Genomic DNA, 14,997 nt, shown 5'->3' with positions numbered 1-14,997 from the left:
ATCTATAAAAGATAATAAAAAACTATATGGAAAGACCGCATTTTGTATAAAAATATACCTTAAGTTGATGGATGTGTGGTAGTACCCTATGCCTATCAAGTTAATAGAACTGAGTTTTCTTAAAATAAAAACCACCGAATTATAGAAGTGGTTTTGAGCGTAAGGAATTTGTAAGAAAGGAGTAAGAAAAAAGAGATTTTCATTGTGTATGATCAAAATGTAGAGAAGAACGAGAGGGTGAATAGATACTATATATTTATATAAAAACAAATTCATTAACAAAACTCTATGGAAGAAAAGAAGAAATTACAGAGTTTAACATACATCTGAAAAAGAGGGATTAATCATTTATTAGGTCAGAAAGTTGTTTGTAGAAATAATTGGTGCATAGATGATTGCAAATTCAGTGTTGACTTTTATCATTGGGAGAGTTGATAGCCGTGTGGTTAGCATATGACATAGCTATCAACATCAATACAATTTAAATAGAGGAGAGGAATGCTTTATGAAAACAAGCAGTAAAATTACATGTGCAAGTCTAACACTTTTAATAGCTGGAAGTTCCCTGTTATACATAACACCAACATCAATTGTAAAAGCAGAACCTACGCAAAATGTATCTAGTTCGTTACAAACAAGCACCCAAAGAGAACGTAATTCCGTCAAAGAGGCAATGCGGGATACATTGCAACTTGGATATCCTGGAATACTTGCTAAAACTTCTCAGGGTGGAAAAACATGGAGTTATGCCGCTGGGTTAGCGGACCTGAGCACCAAGAAACCAATGAAAACAGATTATCGCTTTCGCATTGGTAGTATAACGAAGACGTTCATTGCAACAGTTCTACTTCAATTATCTGGAGAAAACCGTTTGAATCTAGACGACTCCATTGAAAAATGGTTGCCTGGTGTCATTCAAGGAAACGGATATGATGGTAACCAGATTACGATCCGGCAGATATTGAATCATACAAGTGGTATCGCTGACTATGTAAATTCAAAAGACTTTGATATTACGGATATAAAAAAATCGTATACGGCTGAAGAATTCGTAAAGATGGGGATTTCACTTCCCCCAGACTTTGCACCAGGAAAGGGTTGGTCTTATTCAAACACAGGATACGTAATACTAGGAATCCTTATTGAAAAAGTAACTGGCAACAGTTATGCCGAAGAGGTTGAAAATCGGATTATTGAACCGCTTGATTTGTCAAATACATTTCTACCTGGCAATTCAAGCGTGATTCCAGGCACCAAGCATGCACGTGGCTATTTGCAACTAGACGGAGCAAGTGAGCTAAAAGACGTTACTTATATTAACCCAGGTAGCTCGGATGGAGATATGATTTCTACTGCTGACGACTTAAACAAATTCTTCTCTTACTTACTAGGTGGCAAATTACTGAAGGAACAGCAATTAAAACAAATGCTTACTACAGTTCCTACAAATAGAGAGGGAACCGGATATGGTCTTGGAATCTATGAAACTAAGCTTCCGAACGGTGTCTCGGTATGGGGACACAGGGGGGGCGTTCCAGGGTTTACCACTTTTGCTGGTGGCACACTTGGAAGTAAGCATACATTGGCCGTCAATTTGAACAGTTTTAAAGCTGATAGTCCTGATCCATTTAAAAGTATTTTACTTGCTGAATTTAAATAGGACGTTATGTTAACCTTGCATGAATATGATATTCATAACATATTGTTTCTTTTTGTGAGTTACAGGACGACTCGTATGTTAAATGTATCCGGAAAAAGAACGAATGTTTGTATTTACTTGAAGATATTTGTAAACTTAATTTATAAGACTAAGTGGAGGGGAGAAATATAGTTGAACACTATTAATTTATTATTATTAAATCTAAAAGAAGTGAGAAGACGGAGTATAAAGGTATGGGAAGCAATTCCGAGTGATAAATTAGATTGGAAACCAGATGAAAAAGCTATGACTTGTTTAGAGATGATTCGACATGTACTGGAATCAGAGCATTATTATCATCTGGCTATTGAAAATAGGGGAAGTCTGAAAGAATATAATTCTCCATTTGAAAACAGACCTTTTTTATCTGTTGAAGATGAACTGGATTTTGCTGAGATATATCACAAACAATTTTTAGATACTGTTCGTTCTTTTTCTAATGAAGATCTAAATACAATTAAAATTGATCGTTCAAATGTAGGGTATATCCGTTCTTTAGGGGATATGTTAATGCGTATAGCATATCATGAGGGTGTCCATACAGGACAAATGTTAGATTATATGAGAACAATGAAAATTGAACGCCCAAATATATGGGATTAATAATTTCACTATCAATATCGAATTTTACGTCAACTAGCCTCTTTTGTAGAGGCTAGTTTTTTGCATAACGTGGTTTTTATCCGTTTTGCGGTCTGTATCCATGACATTCTAATTCTTTAATTCTCTAATCTTTAAAAGGAGCATTCATCACCCAATCTGAAAACCCCATACGAAGCATAGAAGAACTCAAATTATTTGGCTGTTGCTGTGTATTTTTTAGATTGGAATCATATTTAATAAGTTCAATCATAGATTTTTTGAAACCTAATCGAGGATAAACCTCAATTATAAAATTAAATGATTCCTCCGGAATATCTTCTATACATAAACCAACTACATCCATTCCCGCCCCGAAATGAACTAAAGCAATCTCTGGTTGTTTTTCTTTAGCAATTTCTGAGGTGTGTAGAATAATAGCTTCACGTACCACATCTATTTTATCTTGTGAAAAACCATGGGAATGAAGGAATTTTTCTGCATGATCAGCACCTTCATATTCAAATGAATGTTTACAACATACATGCTCTGTAAGACCAACATCATGTAAAATAGAAGCAAGATAAAATAACTCCTGATCATATTTAAATCCATATTTTTTTCCCAATGCATCACCAAAAGCATATGTCCGTAAACAATGATTATAAAGAAATTCTGGAGAAATCTCGTAAACCAATTGAGTAGCTTCTTTTGCTACTTTACTATCTGGAATAATAATGTTACGCATAATTTCCTCCTTAATTTTAATTATCTTCAATAAATTCATGTCAGATACCAATAGCATGATTAGAATGTTACACGCTAACCAAATACTAACTCTCTCACCATCTCCTTTTAGAAATTCTACTCTCACCCTAAAAGAGACTGAACGGTCTCTTTTAAGATAACTTATTATATGTTAATGTACAACTAAAACATGTTACAATTTTTCAACAATAATGGAGGATATTATGCAAAAAGGTGAACAAACACGAAGAAACATTGTATTAAAATCGGCAGAACTGTTTAATCAAAAAGGCTATGCTGGCTGTTCGATGAATGACATTATGGAGGCTACAGGGCTACAAAAAGGGGGGATTTATCGTAATTTTAAAAGTAAAGATGAGATTGCTTTAGAGGCATTTGAATATGCGATTGATACTGTCTCTCAACATTTTTCTGAGGCGATACGCAATGCTAGCACAACATTAGAAAAGGTTGGTGCTTTTTTTAATGTATATGAAGATGTAATAAATAATCCACCAATAAAAGGGGGATGTCCTTTGCTGAATACTGCTGTAGACAGTGATGATACGAATCTACTGTTAAGGGAAAAGGCACTTGAAGTTTTCTATACATTTCTCAATATGATTGAAGGGATTATAGTAGAAGGGATTCAGAACAAGGAGTTAAAACCGGATATCGATACAAAGGCGGTAGCTTCCTTTATTATCGCAACCCTAGAGGGAAGTATTATGGCCAGCAAGCTAGAAAGGGATACTAAACATGTTACTTATAGTAAGCAACACGTGCTGCGTTATTTGTTTATGCTAAAAATTTAGCTCACTTTATATTTTAAGAAACAACGGGCTTTTCACTTAATGGCGATGAAACTGTATTTGAAATAGAAAGATAATCTAATGAGAATAAAATCTATGCTAAAATCCATTTTTTATATGTATCTCACCTAAATTCCTTAAAAAGCTGATTATCCCTTAGCGTATAGTTTCGTTAAATTTTAGGCGATACCTCATTAGTAAATAAGAAGGATTTTTTAGATAATTTATAGTAAGTATCTATTATAAAATGAGCCATCTAAATAAGATTTCTGTTCAACATATGAATGAAAAAATGACTCGTTTAAACAGTACAAGAAGTAATATGTATGGCATATAAAAAGGAGCGTGCATATGAAACAAGGAAATGATATAGACCAAATGAGAACACTACAAAAAAACATCCCTGGTCCAAAGTCTATATTTGGTTGGCGAATGAATATGATTCGTTTTTATCGTAATCCATTTATATATTCACGTTGGTTGCACAATACATACGGTAAGGTCGTTGCATTGGGACAAGGAGAGAAACCTTCCTATGTATTTGCCTTTGGACCTGAATTAAACGAACGGATTCTCACTAATCCAGATCTTTTTAAAGTCAGTTCTTCACTTGTAAAAATCCCCAAGGACTCACTATTAGGACGAATGTTTTTTAATAACCTAATAATGATGAGTGGTGAGAAACACAAGCAGCATCGTCGGCTAATGCAACCCGCTTTTCATAGGGAGCAAATAAAAACGTATTGTACCGACATGGTTCAACTTACACAACGTTTAAGTAATAGTTGGCAGGAAAACTCTATAATTGAGTTGAATCATGAGATGAAGACATTAACGCAACGGATTGCTGTCAAAACACTTTTTGGGTTATATGATGAAGCAGAATTAGATCAGATGGGTAGATTGATTCATCAAATGACGAAATCGCTATTATTTGTTACACTTGCCCCTATTAATCTTCCAGGAACACCTTATAATCGGGCTTTGCGTAGTGCCGAACAACTCAACAATCACGTTCGGGCAATGATTGCAGAAAAACGCTTAGAGACAAATGCAACGGATGTGCTTGCTTCACTAATTCAAGCACGTGATGAAGATGGTACTCAGCTAAATGATGATGAATTAGTTGGTCACACCTTTACTTTATATGTTGCAGGGCATGAGACAACAGCAAATGCTCTAACATGGGCTATTTTTCTACTTAGTCAACATCCTGATATTCTGTATAGACTCTTAGAAGAATTAGATGGAACTCTGAGAGGCTGTGATCCAACAATTGAAAAGCTAGGTTCTTTGTCATTACTTGATGGTGTCATAAAAGAAACCTTACGTTTATTACCACCTGCAGGTATTGGCGTACGAATCACATCTGATTCTTGTAAACTGGGAGAGTTTACGATTCCCAAAGATACGAATGTTTTTTTTAATCAAATGATTACACATCGATTACCTGAACTTTATGATGAACCAGATTGCTTTAAACCAGAAAGGTGGCACATCATTAAGCGCTCACCTTATGAATACTTACCATTTAGTGCGGGCCAACATATGTGTATTGGATGGAACTTTGCTCTACAAGAAATGAAAGTCATACTTGCTGTACTCCTCCAACGTTTTCAGTTCTCTGTTGTTCATAATGCTAAGATTTCCCCTAATATGATGATGCGACCTAAATATGGAATGCCTATGTATATTCTGAAACCAAACAGACAGTTAAAACAAACTTCCGTTCGTGGAACAATTAATCAATTAATCACTTTTTGATTTTATTAATAAAGAACAGTAATGAATAAACTGAATAAAGAAAGCTTATATATAAGTGTTTTTTGTCATTTCTGATAGCACGGATTATGTTAGTGAAAAATTTACCCCCATTTACAAAAAGGTCGGTAATTCCGTTGTTAAATAAGGAATTACCGACCTTTTTGTAAACTAATATTTTCTTTTTAACCTTTATCGTAAATCTATCCAATCAAGATTTTCTCTTCTGCATAACGTACCTTACTGTTCTTATTTCCAGACATAGCAAGAGCAAATGCCATGGTTAAAGGACCTAATCTACCTATAAACATCATCAATGTAATCAAAATACGTCCTGTAGGAGTAAGATCACCTGTAAATCCTGCACTCAGTCCTACTGTACCAAACGCAGAAACAGTTTCAAACAGAATTTTTGAGAGTTCAGCACCTTTTTCCGTAATCGTCAGTAAAAAGGATATGATGAAGATAAAAAGAATGGCTGCAGTAGCGATTGACAATGCTCTATTAACTTGGCCTTGAGGAATTCTTTTCTTAAATACGTTAATGTCTTCCTTATTTTTTATTACTGCCCAAAGTGAAAGGAGAAGAAGTATAGCTGTAGTAACTTTAATCCCCCCACCAGTTGAGCCTGGAGATGCTCCTATGAACATTAAACCTATGATATAGACTTGAGAACTTATCGTCATTTGACCAATGTCAATTGTATTAAACCCAGCAGTTCTAGGTACGGTTCCTTGAAAATACGCTGCCCATAGCTTATCCCCTAATGGTAAAGAACCTAGTGTAGAAGGATTATGATATTCTAAACCTAAAATCACGAATAGACTAATCGTATTAAGAAAAAGTGTACCACCTAAAACGAGTTTGGTATGTAGTGAAAGCTTCCTCAAGTTTTTTTTCTCAAATATATCTAGAATAACCGTAAACCCTATACCACCTGTCATGAATAAAACCGTAATCATGATGTTGACGATAGGATCACCTACCCACTTACTGAGGCTATCAGGCTCTAATCCAAACCCGGCATTATTAAATGCGGAAATGGAGTGAAATATACCATAATATGTTGCTTTTTGCCAAGGCATCTCATATGACCAGCGAATGGCTAAAACTAGGGCTCCTAGCAACTCAGTAGCAAGTGTAATGACAATGATTCTCTGAACTAATTTTATAATTCCTTGCAAAGACAAGGAATTAATGGATTCTTGAAGCAAAAGTCTCTTTCTCAATCCAATTTTTTTCCCTAATATAAGAAACATCAAAATCCCACTAGTCATAAACCCCCAACCACCAAGTTGGATAAGTATAAGTAAAACAATTTGTCCAAATAAAGTAAATGTGGTCCCAGTGTCAACTACTGCGAGCCCTGTTACACATACAGCAGATGTTGATTCAAAAAGGGCATCTATAAATGATAAATGATGACGATCTTGGGTTGATATAGGTAACATGAGTAAAAAAGTTCCAATTAAAATTAAGCCTAAAAAACCTAATACTAAAATATGTGCTGGATTTAGTTTGAAGAATAGGTTTTGTCTTTTGAAAATTTTATGAACCAAAATAATAACTCCCCTCAAATGGTAAATGTATATGGATGATTAGTTATTCAATAAAAACAATATCATATAAAGAGAAACAGTGTGATATAAATTAAAAATCTCTTTTCGCTTGCCAGCCAAAAAGCAGACTTTTCAAAGATAGGAATCCTGCCAACCAAGTGACATAAAACCCACCCTAAGATATTTTATGGAAGTTAAAAAACTAAACTTTCCCTCGCTAAGCAAATTTCAAACATAAAAAAGTCAATTTCCAGTACGTTAAGGAAATTGACTTTTTTGTTATTGTAAAACTATTAAGAATAATAAGGATAAACGTTTAAATGATACGAAATCGTTTCTTTGTAAAGCTTTTGTAAATTATTTTATAAGCAATTGAAAAGGGTATACATCAATGGTACATTAATAACGAATTTCGATATTGTCTTTCGATATTGTCTTTCGATATTAATGATAAAGGAGGAGGGAAACTTGGAGGATAAATTATTAAGAAAGTTGTTTTTAGGATTTATCCAAATCCACATTTTACATCATGCTAAGGAACATCCTATTTTTGGCGCATGGATGTTAGAAGAATTGAGGGAACACGGCTATACTATAAGCCCAGGTACCTTATACCCTATTCTTCATTCAATGGAAAACGATGGGCTCTTGAATAAAGAGGATCGTAATGTAGCTGGGAAAATTAGAAAATATTATATAGCTACTGAAAAAGGGCAAGATGTTCTAGTGGAGGCACGAAATAAAGCATATGAACTTTTTAAAGAAATTAAAGATTAATAAGAAAGGACGTGTAGAATGAATCATACAACACAACAAAGCAAGTTTAAGATTTTATTAGAAATACTGCTTGTTTCTACTCGACTTGGACTTACATCTTTCGGGGGACCGATAGCACATCTCGGTTACTTTCACGAAGAGTATGTTCGCAAAAGAAAATGGATGGATGAAAAAAGTTATGCTGATTTAGTTGCATTATGTCAGTTCTTGCCTGGCCCTGCGAGTAGTCAAGTTGGTATTGGCATTGGTTTAATGCGTGCAGGTGTACTCGGAGGAATTCTTGCTTTTATAGGCTTCACTTTTCCTTCTGTTATAGCATTAATCATATTCGCATTAGTTTTACAAGTTTTAAACATTGGAGATGCTAGCTGGATTCATGGACTAAAAATCGTAGCGGTAGTAGTAGTAGCGCATGCGATTTTAGGAATGGCTCAAAAATTGACACCAGATTTACAACGTAAATCAATCGCATTATTTGCTTTAGTTGGAACATTATTATGGCAAACGGCTTTCACACAAGTTGGTGTCATTTTATTAGCAGGTCTAGTTGGCTATCTTATCTACAAAAACCATGCAGATAATGATGAAGCAAAACTAAGTTTCCCAATCTCCCGAAAGTTAGGAGTAATTTGTTTATCACTATTTTTGGGATTACTTGTTTTCCTTCCAGTTCTAAGAGAGGTTACATCGTTAAATTGGATTGCAATGTTTGATAGTTTTTATCGCTCAGGTTCTTTAGTTTTTGGTGGAGGTCATGTTGTTTTACCGTTACTGGAACGTGAATTTGTACCTACAGGCTGGATGGATGAAGCATCATTTTTAGCCGGTTACGGTGCTACTCAAGCTGTGCCTGGACCGTTATTTACATTTGCAGCGTATATTGGTGCTGTTATTGGTGGATGGCAAGGAGGATTATTGGCAACTGTAGCTATTTTCTTACCAGCATTTCTTCTGATTTTAGGGACATTACCATTTTGGGATCAACTAAGACGAAATCCTAAAATCAAAGGTGCTTTAATGGGAGTAAATGCGGCTGTAGTCGGGATTTTAATCTCAGCTTTCTATCATCCGATTTGGACGAGCGCAATCTTACAACCTGTCGATTTTGCTTTCGCTGCCATATTATTTAGTATGTTAGTGTATTGGGAATTACCACCTTGGGTCATTGTAGTGGCTGGTGCTGTTGGAGGTACACTAATATCACTATTATAAAATAAATAATTGTGTTTTAAACTACCATTTTATTTGGTGGTTTTTGTTTTTCAAGAATAAAAGAAAGTCCCACTGTAACAAAATACTATTAGTAAAATGCCTTATTGTTACACTTAAATTTGATTATAGTAATAAATTACAGTGATAGATCTAAAATTGCATGTATCTCGGCTAAACCCCATTATTAGGAAATGTTATTGTGGACTAGAGCAGGAACCCTGTCACTAGGCCTTCATGTGTATATCTGTGATGATCTATAAAAAAAACTTCATTTAATTACAGAATATTACATATATTCTTGAAAAACATTGACAGTATACGTAACATTTTCTAGTTTGATATATATTTAGATTGCACCAACTAATAACAATTAGGAGGATTAATATGAAATTATTGTCAAAGATAGTGATAGCTGCGTTGACTGTATTAAGTACTTTTGCATTCAACTTAGGTGGACAATTTGATAAGGGTTTTCTTTCTACCTCAAAAGTATATGGGGATGTAATCCAGGCACTTCCACAAAACGCGTCAAATATAGAGTTAGAATATGCTCCTGTATATGACTACGACAAAGACGGGTGTTATGCGACTGCAGCAATTTCTCCAGATGGCACGACTAACCCTGGCTTACCATTGGGCGGGGACGTGAACGGTCACTGTAGAGATCTTCGCCAACTGGAAAATTCAAACACTTATTCTCGGGCCAAATCAAATAATGGTTGGACTGCAATTATGTATGCGAGTTACTTTGAGAAAGATCAAGCATCTTTGGGCCCTGGTTCGGCTGGACATCGACATGACTGGGAACACACAATAGTTTGGGTTAAAGATAGTCAGGTTCAATATGTAACTTATTCAGCACATGGTAATTGGTACACTAAACCTCGCTCAGATGTTAGATTCAGTGGAAACCACCCGAAAATTGTATACCATAAGGACGGCGGCTTGACACATGCTTTTCGCCTGGCTAATAGCAATGACGAGCCACCAGAAAACCATTATCATCAGTGGCTCCAACTACCAATGGTTGGTTGGAATGGCTATCCAAGTCAAGCTATTCGAGAAAAACTAATGACTACGAACTTTGGATCTGCAACAATTGAGATCAAAGATGGAAATTTTGAAAAATCCCTTGCTAGTGCAAAGCCACCCATTAGTTTTGACCCTTACGCAGTGGAACTGGAAAATGGCAATACTTATCAAATAGTTTCCGCATTAAATGATCGTAGTGTGATAGATATGAATCAAGCAGATAACAAGATTATCTTATGGCAAAATAACAACGGTAATAATCAAAAATGGAAACTAGTATACGACTCAAATAAAAATGCATATCAATTTAAAAGTGTAACAAATGAAAATTTAGTATTAGCTTGGAATGATCTTAATGGTTCAAATAATGTAGTTGCTACATCTAATCAAAATAAGGAAGATCAATATTGGCTACTAACAGAAGCAGGGAATGGATACTATTATGTAAGGAATAAGAAGGACCCAAACAAAGTGTTAGATGTAAGTGGTAATGGTACTGCAAATGGAACGAATGTTTTAGTATATAATTACCATGGTAGTAATAATCAAAAGTTTAGATTTTCTAATGTAACAGGAATTTTAACAAGAGAAGTGGAGTCACTCTATAAGGCACAACCTGGTCAAAGCAGTAGATCAAGTAATAATTTTTCACTTGAACATCTTGCGGCAGGTACCAAGGTACGAGTTGTTTTAGAAGGAGAAGGTGCCACATCTTTGTCATTTGGCGTTGCAAAAGATATACGTAACGGTTCAGACCGTGGGATTTGGTCAAATGTTAGGGATGGTTCTATTCTAACAATTCCTTCCGGAGATGATAGAAATAATTTGTATATCGCAGGCCCTCCTAGTGGATATACTTCTAACGGTACATTTAAAGTGAAATTCTACGCTCTTCCAAACTAAAAAATATTATAGCGTTTCTATTCCTTTTATATAATCTAATTAGAAAATGAGTATGCATACTTCAAAAGTTTTTTTCGGCTTGCTCGATTGGATTAACTACTTTAATAGGAAATATAGTGTTCTGTTGCAAAGTTTTGTTAAGAGATAAAAAGGTGAGGTTAAGTACAGCTGAAAAACCGAAGTCTGAACCATGACTTCGGTTTTTTTTATATAGGCCTAGTGATGGGGTAGCTGTTCTGGCCCGCAGCAACATTTCCTAATAATGGGGTTCAGCCGAGTTACGTGTAAAAATGGGTCATAAGCTGTATTTTACTTCCATTATCAGATTTCTGTATAACAAAAAGGTGTTTTACTAGTAATGTTACATGTGTATGGATGAGCCAAAATGTAGCTATGACTTCTTTAACTCAGTTATCTAGCTGTTTAGAAGCATCAACAGAAGTACTCATCAGTCCTGAGGGACTGAATCAACGGTTTAATAAGGCGGCCGTCCAACTTTTACAACACCTACTAGCCGAACTACTAAGCAAAAAATTGGTCACATCTATGCCGATTTCTTCTCCATACACTTCTGTTTTCAAGCGTATTCGTATTTTAGATTCAACTGTATTTCAACTCCCGGATGTATTTTCATCGGTTTATCCAGGTGCAGGAGGATGCAGCCATACAGCTGGGATAAAAATTCAACTTGAGTATGATTTGTTAAGTGGACAGTTCCTACATATTCATACAGGTCCAGGTAAACAACATGATCGCACTTACGGCTCTCTGTGTGCCCCAACTGTGACAGCGAAGGATTTATGTATTCGAGATTTAGGTTATTTTCATTTAAAAGACCTTCAATATATACAAGATAAAGAGGACTACTATATCTCTCGTATCAAATCGAATACACGTATTTATCAAAAAAATCCTAACCCTGATTATTTTCAAGACGGAAGAATTAAGAAAGGTACAGAGTATATACAGATAGATATGGAGACGTTAATGAACTCCCTTCAACCAAGACAAACATGTGAAATAGCTGATGCTTATGTAGGAATGATTGATAAAGTACCAGCTCGTGTAATTGTTCACCGATTAACAAAACAACAGCAACAAGAACGATTACAAGATCAAGCCGTAAGAGAAAAAAAGAAAGGAATGAAGTATTCCCCTCGTAGTAAACGACTCAGTGGTATCAATGTATATATGACAAACACCCCTACAGATATTGTCCCGATGGGACAGGTACATGACTGGTATTCTTTGCGTTGGCAAATCGAAATTTTATTTAGAACGTGGAAGTCACTCTTTCAAATTCATCATTGTAAAAAGATAAAACCAGAACGATTGGAGTGCCATTTATATGGTCAATTGATTACTATTCTACTCTGTTCTTCTATCATGTTTCAAATGCGCCAATTGCTCCTCATGAAGAAAAAAAGAGAGCTTAGTGAGTATAAAGCCATATATATGATTAAAGACTATTTTCTTCTTCTATTCCAAACTATACAAAAAAACACCCAAGAGCTATCAAAGGTTTTACTTCGCCTGTTCAATCACCTACAGCAAAACGGGTGGAAATCTCATCGATATGAGAAAAAAACGGTCTTTGATATATTAGGTGTCGTTTACAATTGTACCATGTCTGATAAGCAAGCAGCTTAATTCAAAAAAGTGAAACCCGTTAGGGTTTATTTCGTATGTAAATCTTTAAAGCATCTACGTATAGACTTTCGAAAAAAGAAACAATCTTGCTTATCATTGACGTTACACGGGCTTAGCTTGATAACGATGTGACAGGCAAAAAAATACTAAAAACTAATACCATTTTTTTAATAAGTGTATAAAAAAGATAAATCGTAATGATTATTATTTATTGCGAATTTCAAAAAGATGTATTATACTAGGTTCGCAAACTAAAACGTAATCATTCCGTTTTACATCAGAACGATATTTTCTTCATAGAATTGGAGGAAATAAACTTGTAAAAAAGAAAAGAGGAGAATTTCATGCAAAAAAAATTAACTATGTTTTCATTCCTACTTATTTTCACTTTAATTTTTGCTGGATGTTCTAATAAAAAAGAAAGTGCAGTAAAAAAAGATGAGAAACTTTCTATTTATACAACTATTTTCCCACTTGCTGATTTCGCAAAAAAAATTGGTGGAGACTATGTAAATGTTGAAGTAATTTACCCTCCTGGTGCAGATTCTCATACATTTGAACCAAGCCAAAAACAAACAGTGAAAGTTGCAAAAGCTGATTTATTCATTTATAACGGTGCAGAATTAGAACCGTTTGCTGAAAAAATGGAAAAAACCTTACAAAAAGAAAATGTTAAAATTGTAAATGCATCAAAAGGAATCGAACTGCGTGCCGCAACCGAAGATGAACATCATGATCATGGAGATGGACATAAAGAAGATGAACATCATCACGATAAAGACCCACACGTGTGGTTAGATCCTATACTAGCGATGAAACAAGCTGAAAAAATCAAAAATGCTCTTGTAGAATTACAGCCTGATCATAAACAAGAATTCGAAAAGAATTTTGCAGCACTTCAAAATAAATTTACAGATTTAGACGATCGATTTAAAGCTGCTGTAGCAAATGCAAAAACGAAAGAAATTTTAGTTTCTCATGCTGCCTATGGCTATTGGGAACAACGCTATGGTTTAAAACAAATTCCTATTTATGGGATTTCAACTTCTGATGAACCATCTCAAAAAAAGCTTGCTGAAATTACAAAAACAGTTAAAGAATACGGTCTAAAATACATTTTATTCGAAACGTTTTCTACTCCAAAAGTAGCATCAGTTATTCAGAAAGAAACTGGTACAAAAATTTTACGCTTAAATCACCTTGCTACTATTTCTGAAGATGATGCGAAGAATAATAAAGATTACTTCACTTTAATGGAAGAAAACGTGAATACTTTAAAAGAAGCAACACAATTCGCATCAGTTGCAGAAAAGCCTTCTGAAAAGCAAGAGCAAACAACTGAAATTCATACACATGAAAATGAACACGATCACAGTCATAATCATAGTCATGCTCATGACAAAGCAACAGAAAGAATTTATGAAGGATATTTTGAAGACAACCAAGTGAAGGATCGACCACTCTCCGATTGGAAAGGAGACTGGCAATCGGTATATCCATATTTACAAGGTGGAACGCTTGATGAGGTATTTGCATACAAAGCGAAACATAAAGGTAAAATGTCAGCCAAAGAATATAAGGAGTATTATAATGAAGGATATCAAACAGATGTGAACCGTATCGTGATTCAAGGTGATACTGTAACATTCTACAAAAACAAAGAAGAATATTCTGGTAAGTATATCTATGATGGATACAAAATTTTGACATATGATGCAGGGAATAGAGGTGTAAGATATATATTTAAACTAGCAGAAAAAACAGAAGGAGTTCCTCAGTATATTCAATTTAGTGATCATGGTATTTATCCGAATAAAGCTGATCACTACCACTTGTATTGGGGTGACAATCGTGAAGCTTTATTGGATGAAGTCAAACACTGGCCTACCTACTACCCATCGGATATGAATGGACATGATATTGCGCACGAGATGATGGCGCATTAAATTAGAAGTCACGATAATTATTTCTTTAAACAATATATAAAATTCAAAGGTTATCAATCTAGAATTATATTGTTTAATACTTAAAAAGTTTATTATAAATAATATTTTTTATAGTAACAAATGATTTAATGAGATTAGGAGTACAAAATAACTAAATATTTAACGATAGTAAGAGCGTGTTTTAATAAAAATTTTTAAAACACGCTTTTTTATTTACTCTGTTATTAAGTTTATTCCAGACGTATCATTTACGCTTGAAATGCTGCAAATTCTTTTTTTATATTCAATCGCTTTAGCAATTGTAGAGTAATTTGAATCTA

The 14,997-nt window shown here is 34.6% G+C and carries 9 protein-coding genes and 3 pseudogenes; 10 read left to right on the top strand and 2 right to left on the bottom strand.

Features of this window, described 5'->3' with window-relative positions; all coding sequences use genetic code 11:
• Nucleotides 1-505 precede the first annotated feature (505 nt).
• Both V7S50_RS28660 and V7S50_RS28655 read left to right on the top strand, forming a co-directional pair.
• A complete protein-coding gene (locus V7S50_RS28660) occupies nt 506-1,660 on the top strand; it encodes a serine hydrolase domain-containing protein (RefSeq protein ID WP_336376674.1) in 1,155 nt (384 codons plus the stop codon).
• A 171-nt stretch (nt 1,661-1,831) separates the two neighbouring features.
• Entirely contained in the window at nt 1,832-2,302 is a 471-nt protein-coding gene (locus V7S50_RS28655; protein ID WP_336376675.1) for a DinB family protein, read from the top strand.
• A 124-nt stretch (nt 2,303-2,426) separates the two neighbouring features.
• Here V7S50_RS28655 and V7S50_RS28650 read toward each other — a convergent pair whose 3' ends face one another.
• Nucleotides 2,427-3,026, bottom strand: coding sequence for an HD domain-containing protein (locus V7S50_RS28650; RefSeq protein WP_336376676.1), 600 nt, complete (start codon nt 3,024-3,026; stop codon nt 2,427-2,429).
• 223 nt (nt 3,027-3,249) lie between these two features.
• On the opposite strand from V7S50_RS28650, the gene V7S50_RS28645 reads away from it, so the two are divergent.
• Together V7S50_RS28645 and V7S50_RS28640 are read left to right on the top strand one after the other, a co-directional pair.
• Entirely contained in the window at nt 3,250-3,840 is a 591-nt protein-coding gene (locus tag V7S50_RS28645; protein WP_336376677.1) for a TetR/AcrR family transcriptional regulator, read from the top strand.
• Between the two features lie 348 nt (nt 3,841-4,188).
• Nucleotides 4,189-5,601, top strand: coding sequence for a cytochrome P450 (locus tag V7S50_RS28640; RefSeq protein ID WP_336376678.1), 1,413 nt, complete (start codon nt 4,189-4,191; stop codon nt 5,599-5,601).
• 200 nt (nt 5,602-5,801) lie between these two features.
• Here V7S50_RS28640 and V7S50_RS28635 read toward each other — a convergent pair whose 3' ends face one another.
• Entirely contained in the window at nt 5,802-7,157 is a 1,356-nt protein-coding gene (locus V7S50_RS28635; RefSeq protein ID WP_336376679.1) for a TrkH family potassium uptake protein, read from the bottom strand.
• Between the two features lie 468 nt (nt 7,158-7,625).
• Here V7S50_RS28635 and V7S50_RS28630 point away from each other — a divergent pair, with 468 nt between their 5' ends.
• The 6 genes and pseudogenes from V7S50_RS28630 to V7S50_RS28605 form a co-directional block, all read left to right on the top strand.
• Nucleotides 7,626-7,934 carry a PadR family transcriptional regulator gene (locus tag V7S50_RS28630; RefSeq protein WP_336376680.1) on the top strand — a complete coding sequence of 103 codons (309 nt, stop codon included), beginning with the start codon at nt 7,626-7,628 and terminating at the stop codon, nt 7,932-7,934.
• 18 nt (nt 7,935-7,952) lie between these two features.
• Nucleotides 7,953-9,146, top strand: coding sequence for a chromate transporter (locus V7S50_RS28625; protein WP_336376681.1), 1,194 nt, complete (start codon nt 7,953-7,955; stop codon nt 9,144-9,146).
• Between the two features lie 384 nt (nt 9,147-9,530).
• Nucleotides 9,531-11,081 (top strand): NPP1 family protein, encoded by a 1,551-nt coding sequence (locus V7S50_RS28620; RefSeq protein WP_336376682.1) that lies wholly within the window; start codon nt 9,531-9,533, stop codon nt 11,079-11,081.
• A 366-nt stretch (nt 11,082-11,447) separates the two neighbouring features.
• Nucleotides 11,448-12,731, top strand: a pseudogene (locus V7S50_RS28615) (IS4 family transposase); the annotation flags it as partial.
• Nucleotides 12,732-13,075: 344 nt separating this feature from the next.
• Nucleotides 13,076-14,020 (top strand): annotated as a pseudogene (locus V7S50_RS28610) (metal ABC transporter substrate-binding protein); the annotation flags it as partial.
• Between the two features lie 27 nt (nt 14,021-14,047).
• Nucleotides 14,048-14,677, top strand: a pseudogene (locus V7S50_RS28605) (ZinT family metal-binding protein); the annotation flags it as partial.
• Nucleotides 14,678-14,997 lie beyond the last annotated feature (320 nt).

It is taken from the genome of Bacillus sp. CCNWLW194 (assembly GCF_037120585.1).
GTDB lineage: Bacteria > Bacillota > Bacilli > Bacillales > Bacillaceae_G > Bacillus_A > Bacillus_A basilensis.
This window is presented reverse-complemented; position numbering and strand designations above follow the sequence as displayed.

What these genes read in the sequence shown, in the direction of transcription:
- V7S50_RS28640 (WP_336376678.1), top strand. Translation starts at nt 4,189, where the DNA reads ATGAAACAAGGAAATGATATAGACCAAATGAGAACACTACAAAAAAAC.
- V7S50_RS28650 (WP_336376676.1), bottom strand. Translation starts at nt 3,026, where the DNA reads ATGCGTAACATTATTATTCCAGATAGTAAAGTAGCAAAAGAAGCTACT.
- V7S50_RS28625 (WP_336376681.1), top strand. Translation starts at nt 7,953, where the DNA reads ATGAATCATACAACACAACAAAGCAAGTTTAAGATTTTATTAGAAATA.
- V7S50_RS28620 (WP_336376682.1), top strand. Translation starts at nt 9,531, where the DNA reads ATGAAATTATTGTCAAAGATAGTGATAGCTGCGTTGACTGTATTAAGT.
- V7S50_RS28660 (WP_336376674.1), top strand. Translation starts at nt 506, where the DNA reads ATGAAAACAAGCAGTAAAATTACATGTGCAAGTCTAACACTTTTAATA.
- V7S50_RS28645 (WP_336376677.1), top strand. Translation starts at nt 3,250, where the DNA reads ATGCAAAAAGGTGAACAAACACGAAGAAACATTGTATTAAAATCGGCA.